Origin of the sequence: Roseomonas sp. TAS13 (genome assembly GCF_001950415.1) — a bacterium.
Lineage (GTDB): Bacteria > Pseudomonadota > Alphaproteobacteria > Acetobacterales > Acetobacteraceae > Roseomonas > Roseomonas mucosa.
In genome coordinates this window covers 1-18,350 of record NZ_BDLP01000054.1, presented here as the reverse complement: position 1 = coordinate 18,350, position 18,350 = coordinate 1, and the positions used below count along the sequence as shown (strand labels likewise).

Here is an 18,350-nt window from a genome sequence, read left to right as displayed (position 1 = left end):
GCCATGCGCCGGAGGATTTCGTGGCGCTGCAGGAGGACACGGTCAGCCTGCTGGCCCGCGAGCTGCTGCCCCGTCTCCGCGCCATTCCCCGCCCCGCCGGCCTCGCGGGCGCGGCGCGGGACCTGCTGGACGGCTGGGAGGGCGAGATGGCGGCGGACCGGCCGCAGCCGCTGATCTTCAACGCCTGGATGCAGGAGGCCGGCGCCCTGGCCCTGCGCGCCCGCGGCGTGCCGGAAGGAAGCTGGGAGGCGGAGCCGGAATTCCTCCGCTTCGTGCTGACCACCCCGGCGGGCGCCGCGCACTGGTGCGGGCCCGGCGGCTGCGACGCCCTGGTGGCCGAGGCGCTGTCCCGGGCCGGCGACGGGCTCGCCGCGCGCTTCGGCCCGGACCCCGCCGCCTGGCGCTGGGGCGAGGCGCACCGGGCGCTGTTCGAGCATCCGCTGCTGCGCTACGTGCCGCTGCTGTCCCGCCTGACCCGGATCAGCGTGCCGACGCCGGGTGACGACCAGACGGTGAACCGCGGCGGCTACCGGGAGGATTTCGCGCATGTGCACGGGGCGGGCCTGCGGCTGGTGGCGGACCTCGCCTCGCCGGACGGGCTGCTGGCGGTGATCGCCACCGGACAGTCGGGCAATCCCCTGTCCCGGCATTGGTCCGACCTGAACGCGGCCTGGGCGGCCGGGCATCCGCTTCGCCTGGGCCGGGAAGCGCCCGTGGAGGGAAAACTGCATCTTTCTCCCGTCGCGGCACGTTGAAACGGCATTGATGCATTGCGGCCGGGCCCCGCAATCACGAGAATAAGAGGGACGATGCTTTCCCGCAGCCCCACCCGACCGCAGTTCTTCTATACGACCACGCCCCTGCCCTGCCCCTACCTGCCGGGGCGGACGGAGCGGAAGATCGTGACCGAGCTGGCCGGGCCGGATGGCGAGGCGTTGCACGACCGGTTGTCCCGCGCCGGGTTCCGCCGGTCCCACAACATCGCCTATGCGCCCGTCTGCCCGGGCTGCCGCGCCTGCATCCCGATCCGCATCCGGGTGGCGGACTTCACCCCCGACCGCACGCAGCGCAAGGTCGGCCGCGCCAATGCCGACCTCCAGGGCCGCGAAACGCCCGCCCGCGCCACGGCGGAGCAGTACGCGCTTTTCCAGCGGTACCAGCAGGGCCGCCACGGCGACGGTGACATGGCCTCGATGGGCTTCTACGACTATCGCGCCATGGTGGAGGACACGCCGATCACCACCCGCGTGATCGAGTTCCGCGAGGCGCCGGACCGGCTGGTGGGCGCCTGTCTGACGGACATGCTGGGGGACGGGCTCTCGGCCGTCTATTCCTTCTACGACCTCAACTCGGCGCGCCGGTCGCTCGGCACCTTCACCATCCTCTGGCTGGTCGAGCACGCGGCGCGGCTGGGCCTGCCCTATGTCTATCTCGGCTACTGGGTGCCGCAGAGCCGGAAGATGGCCTACAAGGCCCGCTTCCGCCCCAGCGAGGTGCTGACCGGCGGCACCTGGCGCCCGCTGACGGATGCGGAGGCCGAAGGCGAGAGCGAACCCGTCGCCGCCTCCCCGGCCCCGGTGGAATAGGCCCGCGTCGCTTCCGCCAGGGCCGCCTGGCCCCTCCCCGCCGCGTCAGGCCGCGGGCGGGGCGAGCGGCGGCGGGGCCAGGCCGTTCGCGGCGGGACCGGCCTCGGTCCTGACCTCCCCACGGCAGACCTCGTGCAGCATGGCGGCCAGCCCGGCCGGCTTGCGCCGTGTCCAGGGCGCCTGCCGCAGCGCCGCCCAGAGCTCCGCATGGCCCGCCTCATGCCTTTCCCGGATGGAGGCGCGGGAGAATTCGGCGTCGCTGCCGGAGATCGCTGTGCTGCCCGGGTCGTAGGTCACGTGCAGGATGTCCATCCGGCTGGTCCGCGCCAGCGCCTTCTCCTCCGGCAGGTCCTGCCCCGCCAACTCGGGCCGCGCCTCGCGGAGCAGGCTCCGGGCGTGGCAGAGGTCCAGCCGCGCGGCCAGCGAGCGGATGCCGCGGCAGGTCCGGCTGGCATACCGGATCTCCTTCTGCCGCCACTGCACCCCGTCCATGCTGTCCGGCACCGGCCCCTGGCGGTTCCAGAGGTCGATGACGAAGACGACGCAATGGCCCTCCGGCGGGCTGCGCAGGATGGCCTCCAGCGGTGTGTTGGAGACGCAGCCGCCATCCCAGTAGGTGCGGCCGCCGATGCGCTGCGGCGGAAAGGCCGGCGGCAGGGCGCCGCTGGCCATGACATGCTCGGGGGTGATGCGGCTTTCGCGGCTGTCGAAGAAGACCAGCTCGCCTGTTTCCACATCCGTGGCCCCCAGGCTGAGCCGCGTCCCGCCCTCGGGGCCGAGGCGGTCGAAGCGAACCAGCCCCTCCAGCGTCCCCCGCAGTGGTGCGGTGTCGTAGAAGCTGAGGGCCGCCATGGAGCCGGGCGGCGAAAGATAGGGCCCGGGAAGGCGTGGGGCGAAGAAGCCCGGCTGGCCCAGGAGCAGCGCCTCCCAATGGCTGAGCGCGCCGGACAGGCGGGGATTGCAGTCCCGCAGCCCGGCCAGGGCCGTGCCGGGGCGCGAGATGGCCTGCCAGAAGGCGGCCATCCGCTCCAGCCGGTCCGCGGGGTCGTTACCGGCGATCAGCGCCCCGTTGAAGGCGCCGATGGAGATGCCGATCACCCAGTCCGGGGCGAAGCCGGCCTCCTCCATCGCCTGATAGGCCCCGACTTGGTAGGCGCCGAGCGCGCCACCCCCCTGGAGCGCGAGGATGACCGTCGGCTTGCGCCCGTTCTCGGGGCGCACCGGGACCGGGGCAGTGGCCATGCAGGCCCTCCTGGATCATGGCTGGAACACGGTCCCCCGGCCGGACCGTTCATTCCATCTCAGAAATGCTACACGGCCCGCGCCCGGCCCGCACGCGTTTTCGGCCCCCGCGCCGGGTGGAAGTTCCTCAGCCGTCGAAGCTATTGCTCTTGGGGAAGCCGTTCGGCGGCATCTTGCCGGCACCGGCGCGGTTCCCCACCCAGCCGGACAGCGCCGTCTCCGTGCGGGTGCGGCCGCCGAGCTGCCAGGTAAGGCCATCGGCGCGGCGGAAGACCTTCACGTCCGACAGCCCGCCATCCTTGTAGCCCTGCAGCGTCACGCCGCGGCCCCGGCTCATCTCCGGCACCTGCTCCAGCGGGAAGACCAGCAGCTTGCGGTTGTCGCCGATCACCGCGACGCTGTCGCCCTCGACATCCGTGACCACGAAGAGGCGGTCGGGCGGCTCCACGGTCAGCACGTTCTTGCCGGTGCGCTTCTCGGCCAGCAGGTCCTCGGCCCGGGCGATGAAGCCGCGCCCGGCCTTGGAGGCAAGCAGGAAGCGCAGCCCTTCCTTGTGGACGAAGGCGGCGATGATCTCGTCCTCGTTGCCCAGATCGACCATCAGGCGCACGGGCTGCCCATCGCCGCGGCCGCGTGGGAGGGCGTCGGCCTTGATGGTATAGGCGCGGCCGTTGGAGGCCATGAAGACGATGCGGTCCGTGGTCTCCGCATGCAGGCTGAGCTGCAGGGAGTCGCCTTCCTTGAAGCGCAGCTCGGCCTCGGGCGGCAGGTGCCCCTTCTGCGCGCGCAGCCAGCCCTTCTCGGACAGGATGACGGTGATCGGCTCGCGCTCCACGAAGGCGGATTCGTCCACCAGCGCCGCCGCCGGGGCCTGGGCCTGCACGGTGCGGCGGTCGCCCAGCGCGCCGGAGCCGAACTTCTCCCGCGTCGCTTCCAGCTCCTCGCCGATCCGCTTCCAGCGCGCCGCCTCGCTGGACAGCAGGCGCTGCAGCGTCTTGCCTTCTGCCGTGAGCTTCTTGTGCTCCCGCCGGATCTCCATCTCCTCCAGCTTGCGCAGGGCGCGCAGGCGCATGTTCAGCACCGCCTCGGCCTGCACCTCGGTGAGCGAGAAGGTGCGGATCAGCGCCTCCTTGGGATGGTCCTCCTCGCGCACGATGCGGATCACCTCGTCGAGGTTGAGATAGACGGCGAGATAGCCGTCCAGGATCTCCAGCCGCCGTTCGATCGCCGCCAGCCGGTGCTGCGAACGCCGCACCAGCACCACCTCCCGGTGGTCCAGCCAGTGGCGCAGCACCTCCTTCAGCCCCATCACGCGCGGGGTGCGGTCGGCGGCGAGCACGTTCATGTTCAGCGGGATGCGCGATTCCAGCGGCGTGGCGCGGAACAGCGTCTCCATCAGCATGGCGGGATCGACGGCGCGCGTCTTCGGCTCCAGCACCACGCGGACCACATCGGTGCTCTCGTCCCGCACATCGGCCAGCAGGGGCAGCTTCTTCTGCTCCAGCAGCTCGGCGATCTGCTCGATCAGGCGGGACTTGGCGACCTGGTAGGGGATCTCCGTGACCACGACCTGCCAAGTGCCGTTCTTGAGCGGCTCGACCTCCCATTTCGCGCGCAGGCGGAAGCCGCCACGTCCGGTCTCGTAGGCGTTCAGGATCGCTTCGGGGCTTTCCACCAGCACGCCACCGGTCGGGAAATCCGGCCCCGGCACGTGGCGGACCAGGTCGGCCGTGCTGGCCGCCGGGTTGCGCACCAGCTCCAGCGCCGCGGCGCAGAGTTCGCCCGCATTGTGCGGCGGGATCGAGGTCGCCATGCCGACCGCGATGCCGTTGGCGCCATTGGCCAGCAGGTTCGGGAAGGCCGCCGGCAGCACCACCGGCTCCCGCTCCTCCCCGTCATAGGTCGGGCGGAAATCGACCGAGTCCTCCTCGATCCCCTCCAGCAGCGCCTTGGCCACCTCGGTGAGCTTGGATTCGGTGTAGCGCATGGCCGCGGCGTTATCGCCGTCGATATTGCCGAAATTCCCCTGCCCCTCGACCAGCGGGTAGCGGGCGGCGAAATCCTGCGCCAGCCGCACCAGGGCCTCGTAGACCGAAGCATCGCCGTGCGGGTGGAACTTGCCGATCACGTCGCCCACCACGCGGGCGCATTTCTTGAAGCCGCCCGCCGGGTCCAGCTTGAGCTGGTGCATCGCCCAGAGCAGGCGGCGGTGCACCGGCTTCAGCCCGTCCCGCACATCCGGCAGGGAGCGCGAGACGATGGTGGACATCGCATAGGCGAGGTAGCGCTCGCTCAGCGCCTCGGCCAGCCGCGTCTCGTTGACGCGCCCGCCTTCCGGAAGGGTCTTCAGGTCATCCGGCATCGCTCAGTCCTCTCGCCCGATGGCGTTCTTGCTTCGTTCTCGATCTCAGTCTGGCGTTCTACGCCGAAACATCGTCCGGGGGAACCTCCGGCGGCGGTTCCGGCGGCGCGGCCAGGGCGGAGACGCGGTCGTAGAGCATCTCCCGGGCCGCCGGGACCGGCCGGTGCCGCGTGCCGAAGGCGTCGCGGGCCAGGAAATGCCCGGTCAGCCGCAGCCCGGCGGCCCAGTCCTCCGGCCCGGAGGCCGCCTGCTCGTCGCGCAGGAAGGCCGGCAGCGGCAGGAGACGGTCGCGATAGGGTTCCGCGACTTCGGCGCAGACCGCCCGGCCGGTGCGGGGCGAGACATGGGTCAGGCCCTCGGTCGCCCCGGTCTGGGCGCAGCGGGACAGGTCGAGCCCGTAGCCCAGGTCGGTCAGCAGCAGCAGCTCCCAGCGGATATAGTCGGGCAGCAATCCCGGCGTCGCCGCTGCCTCCTGCGTGCCCAGCCGCGCCAGGATGGGCAGCAGCCCCCGGAACAGGCGCGGATGCGCCTCCCGCTCCGGCAGCGCCTCGCCAGCCACCGCGCAGGCGGCGGAGAGCAATGCGAGCGCCAGCGGGTCCTCCAGCGCCAGGGCGGCGGTGGGGTGGACCAGCTCACCGCTCAGGCTGCCGAGCTGGTCGGCCAGCCGGGCCCGCCAGCGCGCCTCGATCAGGTTGCCCGCCTGCCAGACCGCCGCCTGCCCGCGGGAGGCACCGCCATGCACCATGCCGCCATGGCGCCCTTGCGCCTCGGTCAGCACCACCGCCACCGCCCCGCCCTCGCCATAGGGGCGGGCATCGAGGACGATGGCCGGGGCCTGCCACTCGATCAGGGGGCTACCCCTCTTCCTCGTGCAGGCCGATGGCGCGTAGCCGGGCGCGCTCCTCGTCCCAGCCCGGGCGCTCCTTGACGTTCAGGAAGAGGTGGACACGGCGCTCCAGCAGGCGGGTCAGCTCCTCCCGCGCCCGGCGGCCGATCTCCTTGATGCGCGCGCCGCCATCACCGATCAGGATCGCCTTCTGGCTGGCCCGGCCGACATAGATGGTGCAGTCCACCCGTACGCTGCCGTCGCGCCGCTCCTGCCAGCTCTCGGTCTCCACCGTGGCGTGGTGCGGCACCTCCTCATGCGTCTGGCGCAGGATCTGCTCGCGCACGATCTCGGCGGCCAGCATCCGCTCGTTGAGGTCGGACAGCTCGTCCTCGGGGAAGAGCCAGGGCCCCTCCGGCATGGTCTCGGCCAGCTTCGCGGTCAGCCGCTCCAGCCCGTCGCCGGTCTCGGCGCTGACCATGAAGGTCTCGGCGAAGGTGAGCTGCTCGTTCAGCGCGGCGGTCAGCGGCAGCAGCCGCTTGGTGTCCAGCAGGTCGGTCTTGTTCAGCACCAGCCAGAGTGTCGGGGAGCCCCGCCGCAGCCGGTCCACGATCGCCTGCACCGCCTCTGTCAGCCCGGCCCGCGCATCCACCACCAGCAGCGCCATGTCGGCATCCTGCGCGCCCGTCCAGGCGGCGGCGACCATGGCGCGGTCGAGGCGGCGCTTGGGACGGAAGATGCCCGGCGTGTCGGTCAGCACGACCTGGGAACGGCCGTGCATCAGCACCGCCCGCACCCGGAAGCGCGTGGTCTGCGGCTTGGGCGAGACGATGGTGACCTTGGCGCCGGTCAGCCGGTTCACCAGGGTGGACTTGCCGGCATTGGGCGCGCCCAGCACGGCGACGATGCCGGCGCGGGTCGGCCCCGGGGGCGCCTCCGGCGGCTGTTCCGGCGGGGAGCCTGGGAGCTGTTCCGCTTCCCGGGCTTCTGCCTGACCGGGATGCTGTCCGGCTTGGGTCCCAGGCCGCCGGGCCACCGGCACGGGTTCCTCGGGCGTGTCCGCCCTGTTCTCGGTCATGATTCTTCTTCTCGGGCCCGCACCGTGCCAGGAACTGGGCCAGGAGCTGGGCCAGGGGCCGGGCCGGTGTTTCCCGCCTCCGGGGGCAGGCCGGCCAGCCAGGCCTCGGCGGCGGCCTGTTCGGCGGCGCGCTTGGTGTCGCCCTTGCCCTCGGCGGTGCGGCCCTGCGCCTGCACCTCGATCACGAAGACGGGCGCGTGGGAGGGACCGGTGGTGGAGGCCGTCCGGTACACCGGCAGGCCCAGGCCACGGCCCAGCGTCCATTCCTGCAGGCGACTCTTGGCGGACATGGGCGGGGTCGGGTCGGCGGCCATCAGCTCGGCCCAGTAGCGGCGGACGAAGCGCTGCGCCGCCTCCAGCCCGCCATCGAGGTACAGCGCCCCGATCAGCGCCTCCGTGGCGTCGGCCAGCACGGTGGCGCGCTGGCGCAGCCCGGTGCGGCCCTCGGCCGGGGGGATGCGCAGGGCCTCGGACAGGCCGATCCCTTCCCCGACCTTGGCCAGCGTGTCGGCGGCCACCAGCACGGCGAGGCGCTTGCCCAGTTCGCCCTCCCGCTCCTGCGGGAAACGCTCGGCCAACCATTCGGCGATGGCGAGCGCGAGCACGCGGTCGCCCAGGAATTCCAGGCGCTCGTTGCTGTCGAGCTGCCGACGGCGCGGGTCGGCGGCGGAGCGGTGGGTCAGGGCCTGGGAAAGCAGGGCCGGATTGGCGAAGCGGTGCCCCAGGCGGTCGGCGAAGTCACTCACGGCGGTCAGCGAATCCCCGAGAAGATTCGGTTCCAGCGGACCTCGAAGGGCCAGCGCCAGACCTGCCACCAGGGCGCGGAACCGTCCCAGGAGAAGAAGATGAACTCGGCGCGGCCCACCAGGTTCTCCACCGGCACGAAGCCGACCGCGTTCATGTAGCGGCTGTCCTGGCTGTTGTCCCGGTTGTCGCCCATGGCGAAGAGATGCCCGGCCGGGACCAGGTATTCCGGCGTGTTGTCCGCCTGTCCGTTGTCCGAGAACTCGATGATGTTGTGCGTCCGGGGCTGCGCGCCGGCGCTGGGCGGCAGCGTTTCCAGGTAGCGCCGGGCCTCCATGGTCGGCCCGTCGCCGGTCACGGTATACGGGCCGGCGAAGTCCCGCTTCACCGGCTGGCCGTTCACGTAGAGGATGCCACCGGTCACCCGGATGCGGTCGCCCGGCAGGCCGACGATGCGCTTGATGTAGTCCGTCGTGCCGTCGGAGGGCAGCTTGAACACCACCACGTCGCCGCGCGCCGGCAGGCGGCCGAGGATACGTCCGGAGAACAGGTCCGGCGTGAAGGGCAGCGATGCGTTCGAATAGCCATAGGCGTATTTCGACACGAACAGGTAGTCGCCGACCTGGAGGGTCGGGATCATGCTGCCGGAGGGGATGTTGAAGGGCTCGAAGGCCACCGTCCGGATGCCCACCGCGATGATCACGGCGTAGACGATGGTCTTGAGGCTCTCCACCCAGCCGCCCTGGGCCTTGTTCTTCGCCATGCTGCTCAAGGGAAGGATCCACGTTCGCGCGGCACGGAAGGGGCCGCAGGGGGCCGGTTAGACCCCCTGGCCCTCCGGCCTGTCAAGGAAGGCCGTGCGGCGAGCCGCCGATACCGGACCCGATGCCCGGGCTGGCGGCCAGGGTCACGGGGATGCCGGCGATGATCACGATCGCCTCGGCATAAGGGTATTCGTCGGTCATGGTCAGGCTGACCTGGGCGGCGTAGCCCCGCGGCGTGATGGCCGAAAGCCGCGCCGCCGCGCCGCCGGTCAGCCGCAGCGTGGGCTGGCCGGTGGACAGGTTCACCACCCCCAGGTCGCGGTGGAAGACGCCGTGGCTGAAGCCCGTGCCCAGCGCCTTGGAGGCCGCCTCCTTGGCCGCGAAGCGCTTGGCATAGGTGGCGGCGCGCAGCTTCTCGGTGCGCGATTCCGCCTTGCGCCGCTCGGCCTCGGTGAAGACGCGCTGCACGAAGCGGTCGCCGTGCCGCGCCAGCACCTTCTCGATGCGGCGGATGTCCACGATGTCGTTGCCGAGGCCGATGATCATGCCTCCGGTCATAGCGTGGCGACGGGGAAACGTCGCCCCCGGCCTCGCTCCGCGCCTCGGACCGTCAGCCCTTGGCGCGCTCGACCTGCTCGATGCCGGTGGTGGCGCGCAGGGTCGCGATGACCCCGGACAGGTGCCGCAGGTCGCGGACCTCCAGGTCCACCCGCAGCTCCGTGAAGTCGCTGGCCCGGTGCAGGAACTTCAGGGACTGGATCTTCGCGTCCTGCTTGGCGATGGTGATGGTCAGCGCCGCCACGGCCGCGTTGTCGTTGGCGGTGACAATGGACAGCCGCGCGAGATGCTGCCCCACCGAGCCCGCGGCGGTGTCCCAGTCCACATCGATGAAGCGTTCCGGCGTTGCGGCGAAGGACGTCAGGGTCGAGCACTCGGCATTGTGGATCGTGACCCCCTTGCCGGTGGTCACGATGCCCACGATGCGGTCCCCCGGCACCGGGTGGCAGCAGCCGGCGAAGCTGACCGCCATGCCCGCCACGAGGCCGGAGATGCCATAGGCCGCCTCCGGCCGCCGCGCCTGACGGCTCGGCAGCACCGTGGCCCCGGGCTTGCCGCGCGCCTGGGTGAAGGGCAGCATCTCGTGCGCCTGCCGGCTTGGCCCGCGCAGCTCCGGATAGACGGCGTGCAGCACGTCCCTGGGCTGGATGTTGCCGCTGCCCACGGCAATGCAGAGCTCGTCATAGCCCGGCTGCTTCAGCGCCTTGATCGCGGGCTCGACGATCTTTTCGGAGAAGTCCAGCCCCTCCTGCCGGAAGGCCCGGGCCATGGCGCCCCGGCCGTTCTCGCGCGCCTCCTCCCGCTGCCGCGCCAGCACGAAGCGGCGGATGCGGGCCCGCGCCTTGCCGGTGACGACGAAGCGCTCCCAGGCCGGGTTCGGGGTATTGCCCCGGGCGGTGATGATCTCGACCTGGTCGCCATTCTCCAGCCGCTGGCGCAGCGGCTTGATCTGGCCATTGATCTTGGCGCCGACGCAGGCATCGCCGATGGCGCTGTGGACCTGGTAGGCGAAGTCCACCGGCGTGGCGCCGCGCGGCAGGGCGATCAGGTCGCCTTTCGGCGTGAAGCAGAAGACCTGGTCCTGGTGCAGAGCGAGCTTGGTGTGCTCCAGGAAGTCCTGCGCCTCACCCCCGGCATTCTCCAGGATGTCCAGCAGGTCCTTGACCCAGGGATAGCGGCGGCGCGGCGGAGCCGCGGTCCCTTCCCGCCCCTGCTTGTAGATCCAGTGCGCCGCCACGCCGTACTCGGCGACCTCGTGCATCTCCGGCGTGCGGATCTGCACCTCGATCTTGGCGTTGCGCCGTTCCGGCACCGTCACGCCCGTGTGGAGCGACTGGTAGCCGTTGGGCTTGGGGGTGGAGATGTAGTCCTTGAACCGCCCCGGCACGACGCGATAGGCCGAGTGGACCGCGCCCAGCGCGGCATAGCACTGGCCCTTGTCCGGCACGATGACGCGAAAGGCCATGATGTCCGAGAGCTGCTCGAACTCGACCTTCTTCTCGTGCATCTTCAGCCAGATGGAATAGGCCGACTTTTCCCGCCCCTGGACGTCGATCAGCGGCACCGCGGCCACGGCCAGCTTGCGGCGCAGGTCGGCGGCGATCTCGTCGATCAGGTCGGCGCCCTGGCCGCGCAGGAAGGCGAGCCGGGCGGAAATGGTCTGGAAGGCGTCCGGCTGCAGCTCGCGGAAGCAGATCGCCTGCAGCTCCGTGCGCAGGGCGTCCATGCCGATGCGCTCGGCGAGCGGCGCGTAGATCTCCATCGTCTCGCGCGCCACGCGCTGCCGCTTCTCGGGCTTGACCACGAGATGCAGGGTGCGGACGTTGTGCAGCCGGTCGGCCAGCTTCACGAGGAGGACGCGGATGTCCTCGCTCATCGCCAGCACCAGCTTGCGGAAGTTCTCGGCCTGCTTGGTGCGCTCGGACTGGATCTCCAGCCGGGTCAGCTTGGTCACGCCGTCCACGAGGCGGGCGACCTCGGTGCCGAACTGCTTCTCCAGCACCTGGAGCGTCAGCCCGGTATCCTCGACCGTGTCGTGCAGCAGGGCGGTGACGATGGAGGCGGTGTCCAGCCGGTAGCCGGCCAGGACCCGCGCCACGGCCACGGGGTGGCCGATATAGGGGTCGCCGTTCTCGCGCGCCTGGCCCTCATGGGCCTTGCGCGCGACCTCGTAGGCCCGCCGGATCAGGGCCGTGTCGGCCCGCCCGTCATAGGAGGCGACCAGGGCCGCGAGCTGGGCCCCGTCATCCTCCGGCCCGGCCGCCATGGCGGGGGCGGGAGTGGTCTCCGCCAGGGTGCCGCCGGTGCCGTCAGGGGCGTGCGCCGCCCAGAACCAGCCGGCTCCGGCGGCGCACACGCCCGGGCCTCTCAGCGGCGGCCGCCCAGCTCGGCGGCGATGGCCGCCTCGATGTCGTCGGTGTTCAGGTCGTCGCCCGAAGCCGCGGAATCGGGGCCCTCGTTCTCGTTCACGTCCATGACGCCGAAGATGTTCTCGTCGGTGGCGATGAGGTCGATGACCTCCTCCTCCACCGGCTCGGGCTCCGGCGCGCGCAGCAGGGACTTCACGATGTCCTGCTCCAGCGCCTCCAGGTCCACCGTCTGATCGGCGATCTCGCGCAGGGCCACGACCGGGTTCTTGTCGTTGTCCCGGTCGAGCGTCAGCTCCTCGCCCCGGCTGATGTTGCGAGCACGCTGCGCCGCCTTCAGCACAAGCTCGAAGCGGTTCGGAACCTGGAGGATGCAGTCTTCAACCGTAACGCGTGCCATATCGAAAACCAGTCGCTGCTTGGGAGGACAAAACTAGATAGACGTCGCCCCCCCGCGCCGCAAGGCTTTTGCCGGAAGCCGACCGTCCCGGACGGGTCAGAGCCGACGCATCGGCATGGGCGGCAGCCGCTCCAGCAGCGCCTCCACCGGTCCTTCCACCGGATGCCGCCAGCCAGGGGCCACCTCCGCCAGGGGCAGCAGCACGAAGCGCCGCAGATGCGCCCGGGGATGCGGCAGCACCGGGTCCGGCGCCCCGCGGACCGTCCCGCCCACCGCGATCAGGTCCAGGTCCAGCGTCCGGGGGGCGTTGGGATAGGGGCGGACCCGGCCGGCCGCATCCTCGATCGCCTGCAGGGCGCGCAGCAGCGCCAGGGGGTCGGCCGTGCCACGCAGCCGGGCCACGCCGTTCACATAGGGGGGCGAGCGCGGGTCCGGCGGGTCGGCCGGCGTTTCCCACCAGTTGCTCAGCGCCACCAGCGGCAGGCCGCAGATTCCGTCCAGCGCCGCCGCGGCGCGGCGGCAGGCCTCCAGCGGCCTGGTGCCGTCGGCGGCGGGCAGGTTGGCCCCCAGCGCGACCAGCGTATCGGCGAAGGGCCGCCCCGCCGCCTCAGGCACGCCGGACATTCCAGAAGATCGGCATGTTGGCGGGCACGATGTCCTGCAGGGTGTCGCGGTAGGCGGTCGGGTAGAAGAGCTGGCCCAGGGGCAGGAAGGGAACCTCCTCGAAGGCGATCGCCTGCATCTCCCGGGCGATCCGTTTCTGGGCCGTCTCGTCCGGGGCATCGAACCAGCGGTCGCGCAGCGCCTCCAGCCGCGGGCTGGTGGGCCAGCCGAACCAGCCGCCGGCGCCGTTGCCGCGCAGCGGGATATGGGTGGCGGGGTCGGCCACCGTCAGCCCCTCATAGGTGGTGGCGAAGGCGCTCCATCCCCCCTTCTCCACCGGCTCCTTGCTCGTCCGCCGCTGCACCAGCGTGCCCCAGTCCATGCTGGTGTATTCCACGTTCAGCCCGAGCCGCTTGAACAGGTCCGCCGCCACCTGGGCGAAGGTCTGGGTGGTGGGATAGTCGGAGGGCGACATCAGCACGATCCGCTCGCCCTTGTAGCCGCTCTCGGCCACCAGCTTCCGCCCCCGCTCGATGTCGCGCGGGCCGGTCAGCACCTCCATCCCCGCATCGTTGGCCATGGGCAGGCCGGGGGTGAAGACGCCGCAGGGGACCTGGAAGAGATCCTTCTCGTCCCCCAGCGCGGCGGTCATGAAGTCCCGCTGATCCAGCACCGAGAGGATGGCGCGCAGCAGCTTCGGGTTGTCGAAAGGCGGGTGCAGGTGGTTCAGCGCCATCATCCCCATCACCCCCACCCGGTCGTTCACCGCGACCTTCACCCCGCGCGAGCCGCGCAGCATGGGCAGCAGGTCGAACTGCGGCACCTGCACCCAGTCCACCTCGCCATTCTGCAGGGCCGAGGAGGCGGTGGCGCTGTCGGGCATGACCCGCCATTCCACCCGGTCGAAATGCACCACCTTGCCGCCGGCGAGGTAGCTCGGCGGCTCCTGGCGCGGCTGGTAGCGGTCGAAGCGCGCATAGACGGCGCGGTCGCCGGAGACCCATTCGTCGCGCAGGAAGCGATAGGGGCCGCTGCCGACATACTCGGTGATCTGCTGGAAGGGATCGGTCCTCGCGATCCGCTCCGGCATGACGAAGCAACTGTCGGCGAAGGCATGGGTCATCAGGGCGAAGGGGTGCTTCAGCCGGATCTCGAAGCGCCGGTCGTCCAGCGCCTTCATCTCTTCCGTCAGCTCCAGCAACTTCTGGCCCAGCGGGCGGCGCTTCGCCCAGCGGTTGATGCTGGTGACGCAATCCACCGCCCGCACCGGCTCCCCGTCATGGAAGAGCAGCCCGTCCCGCAGGGTGAAGCGCCAGGTGAGATGGTCGCCGGAAAGCTCGTGCCCCGCCACCATCTGCGGCCGCGGCACGAAGCCGGCGTCGCGGGCATAGAGCATGTCCCAGATCATCAGCCCGTGGTTCCGGGCGATGGTGGTCGTGGTCCAGACCGGGTCGGCATTGGCCAAGTTGCTTTCCGGCACGAAGCGGAGGACCCGGGCATTTTGTGCCAGGGCCGGGCCGGAGAGTGGGGAAACCGGCAATGCCGGCGCCGCCATGCCCAGGGCTCCCGCCGCCAGGAAACTTCTGCGTCGCATGGCCCCGAATCCCTTTTGCCGCCGGAGCCATGAGGCTAGGCGGCCCACGCCCCGGATTCCAGCGGGCAGGGCATCGCGGAAAATGCGGCGGGGGCTGCCCCGTTTTCGCCCCATTCTGAACGCCGCTGCCGAGCCAGCTTCATGCCTTTCCTGAATTGAAGTCTTTTATATGTTGATGGAATTCAGTTTTTCCGACCGCGGATCGAAGGAAATTGGGGCGAAATTGTGTTTGCAATGGGGCAGCGAGGGCCCCTATGAGGGCCGGGGCGGGTTTGATGCCGCATCGCACAACGGGATGCAGGGGGCGGGGTCTTGCGGGATTTTCGGATCGGAAAGGGGCTCGTGGGCGGGCTGGCGGTGCTTCTGCTCGCCTGTGCCTCCGGCCATGCCCTGGCACAGCCCCTGCGGAATTCGGGCGGCGGGCTGGTGATCACCGCCGCTTTCGGCGGCGCGGTGCCGTCGCAGAACATCGGCGGCGACAGCGTCTACGTCATCGCGCGGCTGGGTGATGCCGAAGGGCTGAACGACCGCTTCACGATCGCCAGGGCCTCGCCCTTCCTGCCCCAGACCAAGGCGGTCTGGGACAGCCGTCCGCAGATGGCCCTGGGTGCGCGCTACGATATCGGCCGGATCGAGAACCTGGGCGAGGTCTCCGTCGGCGCCCTGGTCTGTGCCGCCGTCGAGTACGATCCGGCGGAACGCCGCCCGATGGTCGGCGTCGCCTCGCTGCGCGTGAGCTTCTGACGCGCATCGCATCCACCGGAGGCGTGGGCCGCGTTCAGCCGTAGCGTTCCTCCAGCCAGGGATCGCCGCGGTGGTGATAGCCGCGGACCTCCCAGAAGCCCGGCCGGTCCTGCGCCAGGAACTCGATCCGCCGCAGCCATTTGGGGCTCTTCCAGAAATACAGGTGCGGCACCACCAGCCGCATCGGCCCACCATGCTGCCGCGTCAGCGGCGCGCCGTTCCAGCGGAAGGCCAGCAGGTTCGCGGGCCGCGCGAAATCCTCCATGGCGAGATTGGTGGTGTAGCCGTCATGGGATTCGAGCGAGACGAAGCGGGCCTCGTCCTTCACCCGCACATGCCCCATCAGGGCACTGACCGGCACGCCGTCCCAGTCGTTGTCGTAGCGTGACCACTGCGTGACGCAGTGGATGTCGTTGCGGAAGCCCTGCTGCGGCATGGCCTGGAGCGCGTCCCAGTCGAGCAGCGCCGGTGCCGCCACAAGCCCGTCGATCCGCAGCTTCGCGCGGTCCAGCGGCACCTCGGGCTGCACGCCGAGATCCAGCACCGGGAAGTCGGTCACCAGGCGCTGGCCGGGCGGCAGGCGGTCCCGCTCCGGATCGCCGGGCCTGCCGGTGAGCAGGCGGCCCTCCTCGGCCCAGCGACGCTTGGTTTCCACCAGCTTCTCGCGGATACGCCCGGCCGGCCCGGTCCCATCCTCGCTCATCCCATCCCTCCTCGCGCGGCGGCAGGGATGGCAGATGAGGCGGCGGGGCCGGTGGCGCAACGGGCCGCATCGCGCCCCGGCGAGCGCGGCTTCAGGGCGTGGCGGGCAGTTCCCGTGCCAGCGGCGCGTCCGCTCGGGCCGGGGAGGCGCGCAGGGCGAGGACCGACACCAGCACCAGCGCGCCGATCATGCCGACATGGCCGGTGGCGGTGTGGAAGGCGACGACCTACCTCGGCCCCGGCTTCAGCCCCGGTCGCGCATCAGCCGGGCCTTGTCGCGCTTCCATTCGCGGTCGGCGATGGCGGCGCGCTTGTCGGCCTTGTTCTTGCCCTCGGCGAGGCCCAGCACGACCTTGGCCATGCCGCGCTGGTTGAACAGGATCTCCAGCGGCACCAGGGTCGCGCCTTCCTTGGAGACCGCCCCGGCCAGCGAGGTCATCTGCTTGCGGTGGAGCAGCAGCTTGCGCGGGCGGCGCGGCTCGAACTTCGCCACCACCGAACCCGCCTGCCATTCGGGGATGTAGCAGTTGAACAGCCACATCTCCCCGTCCCGCTCGCCTGCCCAGGCCTCGGTCAGCGTGGCGCGGCCGGCGCGCAGCGACTTCACCTCCGGCCCGACGAGCATGATGCCCGCCTCCACCGTGTCGTTGATCTTGTAGTCGAAACGCGCCTTGCGGTTGGTCGCGGCGGTTCCGTGGCTGATCAGGCCCTTCCTGCGTGGCTCTGCCATGCTGTCCGTTCCCGGAGCCCGTGTCCCGCGCACCTGGCGGGCCGGTTTCCGGCCTTTCCTGTCATCGCGTGGCCCGGCCTCGGGCTGTCACGCCCGCCGGCCGTCACGCCCTGGCACCCCGGGGGCCTCGCCCCGGGCGCCACATTCAGTTGAGCAGTCCCGCCGCCACCATCGCCTCGCGCACCCGGCCACGGCTGGCCTCCGCGATCGGCGCCAGGGGCAGGCGGCAATGGTCGGAACCATAGCCCAGCAGGCTGGCGGCATGCTTCACCGGCCCCGGCGAGGTCTCGCAGAACATCGCGTCATGCACCGGCAGCAGCCGGTCCTGGATCGCGATGGCCTCGGCCACCCGGCCCCCGGCCCAGGCATCGTGCATCTCCCGGCACAGGCGCGGGGCGACATTGGCGGTGACGCTGATGCAGCCATGGCCGCCGGCGGCCAGGAAGGCCACCGCCGTGTGGTCCTCGCCGGAAAGCTGGCAGAAATCCGGGCCGCAGGCGGCGCGGGTGTGCAGCGGGCGGGCGAGGTTCGCCGTGGCGTCCTTCACCCCCACGATATTGGGGTGCTTCGCCAGCCGCGCCATGGTCTCGACGCTCATGTCCACCACCGAGCGCGGCGGGATGTTGTAGATCACCACCGGCAGGTCCACCGCATCGGCGACGGCCATGAAGTGGCGGTACAGCCCCTCCTGCGTCGGCTTGTTGTAGTAGGGCGTGACCACCAGCGCGGCATCCGCGCCCACCTCCTTGGCATGGCGGGTCAGGCGGATCGCCTCGGCCGTGCTGTTGGAGCCGGCGCCGGCCATCACCGGCACGCGGCCGGCGGCGACCTCGACGCAGAGCTCCACCACGCGGTCGTGCTCGGCATGGGACAGGGTCGGGCTCTCGCCCGTGGTGCCGACGGGGATGAAGCCCTGGGTGCCCTGCTCGACCTGCCATTCGACGTGGTCGCGGAAGGCTTTCTCGTCCAGGGCTCCTTCGCGCGTCATCGGGGTGACCAGGGCGACGAGGGAGCCCTTGAACATGGCGGATGATCCTTGAGGATGGCGGGCGGAAATCATGGGCCCCGCCGGATGGCGGGGGGAAGTCGCCGAAACTAGGCGTCCGGCGGGCGCGGAACAAGGCGGCGCGGGACGGCTTCCGCGCCGGGATGCGTGCGGCCCCGGCGTGGGGATTTCCGGCGTGCCGGGGGCGGCCCGCCGGAACGGAGGGCGGATCGGGATGAACCAGGCGCGAAACGACCGCCCCCGGCCGCAACCCGCCACGGGACAAAGCCGCCGCGCTCGGGTAAAGGCGATGTCATGCGCCGTGCCGCCATCGCCCTGCTGCTCGCCACCGTCGCCTTCCCGAGATCCATTCCCGCCCAGCCCTGGTCGCCGGAAGACCAGCGCAATGCCGGGCGGGTGGCCCTGGCCATGGCGGATTCCGGCCGGATGATGGAGGCCCAGGGCCTCGCCCTCACCGCCGATCCGATGGTCCGCAAGCTGGTCACCTGGATTCGCCTCCAGGCCAAGGACCAGGCCACGGCAGGCGAGCTGGCCGCCTGGATCGAGGCCAATCCGGACTGGCCGCTGCCCGCCCTGATGGCGAAGCGCGCCGAGGAGGCGCTGGTCAACGACCCCGACGACGCGCTGGCGCTGCGCTTCTTCGCGCAGCATCCGCCGCGCGGCCTGGAGGGCGCGCAGCGCTATGCGGATGCGCTGAACCGCGCCGGAAGGCTGGGCGAGGTCACGCCCGTGCTGCGCGCCGCCTGGGTGCAGGCCCCGGGCGACGCCATCGCGGAGCCCGGCTTTTTGGCCCGCAACGCCTCGGTGCTGACGCCGGAGGACCACTGGCAGCGCTTCGACCGGCTCGCCTATGCCCGCGAACTCGGCGCGGCGGCGCGGGTGATGCCCTATCTCGACCCGGCGCGCCGCCCCGCGGCCTCGGCCCGGCTGGCGCTGGCCGGGGACCGGCCGGAGGCGGAGGCGCTGCTGCCCGCCGTGAGCACGCCCGATCTGGGGCTGCTGGTGGAACAGGCCCGCTGGCTGCGGCGGCGCGACCGCGATGCCG

At 71.3% G+C, this 18,350-nt stretch carries 17 protein-coding genes and 1 pseudogene; 4 read left to right on the top strand and 14 right to left on the bottom strand.

All coding sequences use genetic code 11. The annotated features are described in order from the left end of the window. A partial coding sequence (locus tag ROTAS13_RS07045; RefSeq protein WP_139323278.1) for a penicillin acylase family protein occupies nt 1-755 on the top strand: 755 nt, incomplete at its 5' end. A 54-nt stretch (nt 756-809) separates the two neighbouring features. Then, the gene (locus ROTAS13_RS07040; protein ID WP_058390025.1) at nt 810-1,586 is read left to right on the top strand and encodes an arginyltransferase; all 777 of its coding nucleotides are present in this window, start codon (nt 810-812) and stop codon (nt 1,584-1,586) included. 45 nt (nt 1,587-1,631) lie between these two features. Here ROTAS13_RS07040 and ROTAS13_RS07035 read toward each other — a convergent pair whose 3' ends face one another. From ROTAS13_RS07035 to ROTAS13_RS06985, 11 genes are all read right to left on the bottom strand, one after another. Further along, the gene (locus ROTAS13_RS07035; RefSeq protein WP_058390026.1) at nt 1,632-2,828 is read right to left on the bottom strand and encodes a patatin-like phospholipase family protein; all 1,197 of its coding nucleotides are present in this window, start codon (nt 2,826-2,828) and stop codon (nt 1,632-1,634) included. Between the two features lie 127 nt (nt 2,829-2,955). Beyond that, on the bottom strand, nt 2,956-5,190 hold the full coding sequence (gene parC, locus ROTAS13_RS07030; protein ID WP_075821926.1) for a DNA topoisomerase IV subunit A: 2,235 nt from the start codon (nt 5,188-5,190) through the stop codon (nt 2,956-2,958). A gap of 58 nt (nt 5,191-5,248) precedes the next feature. Then, nucleotides 5,249-6,037: a DNA repair protein RecO gene (gene recO / locus ROTAS13_RS07025; protein ID WP_075821925.1), complete on the bottom strand. Its 789-nt coding sequence runs from the start codon at nt 6,035-6,037 to the stop codon at nt 5,249-5,251. 7 nt (nt 6,038-6,044) lie between these two features. Then, nucleotides 6,045-7,094: a GTPase Era gene (era, locus tag ROTAS13_RS07020; protein ID WP_019460282.1), complete on the bottom strand. Its 1,050-nt coding sequence runs from the start codon at nt 7,092-7,094 to the stop codon at nt 6,045-6,047. Next, nucleotides 7,091-7,840 carry a ribonuclease III gene (gene rnc, locus ROTAS13_RS07015; RefSeq protein WP_075821924.1) on the bottom strand — a complete coding sequence of 250 codons (750 nt, stop codon included), beginning with the start codon at nt 7,838-7,840 and terminating at the stop codon, nt 7,091-7,093. Before rnc ends, era begins: the two co-directional genes overlap by 4 nt. A 5-nt stretch (nt 7,841-7,845) precedes the next feature. Next, nucleotides 7,846-8,601, bottom strand: a complete 756-nt coding sequence (gene lepB / locus ROTAS13_RS07010) for a signal peptidase I (RefSeq protein ID WP_019460284.1) — start codon at nt 8,599-8,601, stop codon at nt 7,846-7,848. Nucleotides 8,602-8,683: 82 nt separating this feature from the next. After that, nucleotides 8,684-9,148 (bottom strand): holo-ACP synthase, encoded by a 465-nt coding sequence (gene acpS / locus ROTAS13_RS07005; RefSeq protein ID WP_075821927.1) that lies wholly within the window; start codon nt 9,146-9,148, stop codon nt 8,684-8,686. A 64-nt stretch (nt 9,149-9,212) separates the two neighbouring features. Then, nucleotides 9,213-11,516, bottom strand: a complete 2,304-nt coding sequence (locus ROTAS13_RS07000) for a bifunctional (p)ppGpp synthetase/guanosine-3',5'-bis(diphosphate) 3'-pyrophosphohydrolase (protein WP_075821923.1) — start codon at nt 11,514-11,516, stop codon at nt 9,213-9,215. Between the two features lie 11 nt (nt 11,517-11,527). Then, the gene (gene rpoZ, locus ROTAS13_RS06995) at nt 11,528-11,926 is read right to left on the bottom strand and encodes a DNA-directed RNA polymerase subunit omega (RefSeq protein ID WP_019460287.1); all 399 of its coding nucleotides are present in this window, start codon (nt 11,924-11,926) and stop codon (nt 11,528-11,530) included. Nucleotides 11,927-12,022: 96 nt separating this feature from the next. After that, nucleotides 12,023-12,550: a 2-amino-4-hydroxy-6-hydroxymethyldihydropteridine diphosphokinase gene (gene folK, locus ROTAS13_RS06990; RefSeq protein ID WP_075821922.1), complete on the bottom strand. Its 528-nt coding sequence runs from the start codon at nt 12,548-12,550 to the stop codon at nt 12,023-12,025. After that, nucleotides 12,534-14,123: an ABC transporter substrate-binding protein gene (locus ROTAS13_RS06985; protein ID WP_075821921.1), complete on the bottom strand. Its 1,590-nt coding sequence runs from the start codon at nt 14,121-14,123 to the stop codon at nt 12,534-12,536. The genes folK and ROTAS13_RS06985 overlap by 17 nt, the downstream gene beginning before the upstream one ends. A gap of 342 nt (nt 14,124-14,465) precedes the next feature. Here ROTAS13_RS06985 and ROTAS13_RS06980 point away from each other — a divergent pair, with 342 nt between their 5' ends. Then, on the top strand, nt 14,466-14,867 hold the full coding sequence (locus ROTAS13_RS06980) for a hypothetical protein (RefSeq protein WP_058390031.1): 402 nt from the start codon (nt 14,466-14,468) through the stop codon (nt 14,865-14,867). A gap of 34 nt (nt 14,868-14,901) precedes the next feature. Here the strand turns inward: ROTAS13_RS06980 and ROTAS13_RS06975 are convergent, their stop codons facing one another. The 3 genes from ROTAS13_RS06975 to dapA form a co-directional block, all read right to left on the bottom strand. Beyond that, nucleotides 14,902-15,570: a sulfite oxidase-like oxidoreductase gene (locus ROTAS13_RS06975; RefSeq protein WP_075821920.1), complete on the bottom strand. Its 669-nt coding sequence runs from the start codon at nt 15,568-15,570 to the stop codon at nt 14,902-14,904. A gap of 243 nt (nt 15,571-15,813) precedes the next feature. Next, entirely contained in the window at nt 15,814-16,299 is a 486-nt protein-coding gene (gene smpB, locus ROTAS13_RS06970) for an SsrA-binding protein SmpB (protein WP_075821919.1), read from the bottom strand. Nucleotides 16,300-16,444: 145 nt separating this feature from the next. Then, on the bottom strand, nt 16,445-17,323 hold the full coding sequence (dapA, locus tag ROTAS13_RS06965) for a 4-hydroxy-tetrahydrodipicolinate synthase (protein ID WP_075821918.1): 879 nt from the start codon (nt 17,321-17,323) through the stop codon (nt 16,445-16,447). 276 nt (nt 17,324-17,599) lie between these two features. Here dapA and ROTAS13_RS06960 point away from each other — a divergent pair. Then, a pseudogene (locus ROTAS13_RS06960) lies at nt 17,600-18,350 on the top strand (lytic transglycosylase domain-containing protein); the annotation flags it as partial.

What these genes read in the sequence shown, in the direction of transcription:
- rpoZ (WP_019460287.1), bottom strand. Translation starts at nt 11,926, where the DNA reads ATGGCACGCGTTACGGTTGAAGACTGCATCCTCCAGGTTCCGAACCGC.
- ROTAS13_RS06985 (WP_075821921.1), bottom strand. Translation starts at nt 14,123, where the DNA reads ATGCGACGCAGAAGTTTCCTGGCGGCGGGAGCCCTGGGCATGGCGGCG.
- smpB (WP_075821919.1), bottom strand. Translation starts at nt 16,299, where the DNA reads ATGGCAGAGCCACGCAGGAAGGGCCTGATCAGCCACGGAACCGCCGCG.
- parC (WP_075821926.1), bottom strand. Translation starts at nt 5,190, where the DNA reads ATGCCGGATGACCTGAAGACCCTTCCGGAAGGCGGGCGCGTCAACGAG.
- era (WP_019460282.1), bottom strand. Translation starts at nt 7,094, where the DNA reads ATGACCGAGAACAGGGCGGACACGCCCGAGGAACCCGTGCCGGTGGCC.
- ROTAS13_RS07040 (WP_058390025.1), top strand. Translation starts at nt 810, where the DNA reads ATGCTTTCCCGCAGCCCCACCCGACCGCAGTTCTTCTATACGACCACG.
- folK (WP_075821922.1), bottom strand. Translation starts at nt 12,550, where the DNA reads ATGTCCGGCGTGCCTGAGGCGGCGGGGCGGCCCTTCGCCGATACGCTG.
- dapA (WP_075821918.1), bottom strand. Translation starts at nt 17,323, where the DNA reads ATGTTCAAGGGCTCCCTCGTCGCCCTGGTCACCCCGATGACGCGCGAA.
- lepB (WP_019460284.1), bottom strand. Translation starts at nt 8,601, where the DNA reads ATGGCGAAGAACAAGGCCCAGGGCGGCTGGGTGGAGAGCCTCAAGACC.
- ROTAS13_RS07035 (WP_058390026.1), bottom strand. Translation starts at nt 2,828, where the DNA reads ATGGCCACTGCCCCGGTCCCGGTGCGCCCCGAGAACGGGCGCAAGCCG.
- ROTAS13_RS06975 (WP_075821920.1), bottom strand. Translation starts at nt 15,570, where the DNA reads ATGAGCGAGGATGGGACCGGGCCGGCCGGGCGTATCCGCGAGAAGCTG.
- acpS (WP_075821927.1), bottom strand. Translation starts at nt 9,148, where the DNA reads ATGATCATCGGCCTCGGCAACGACATCGTGGACATCCGCCGCATCGAG.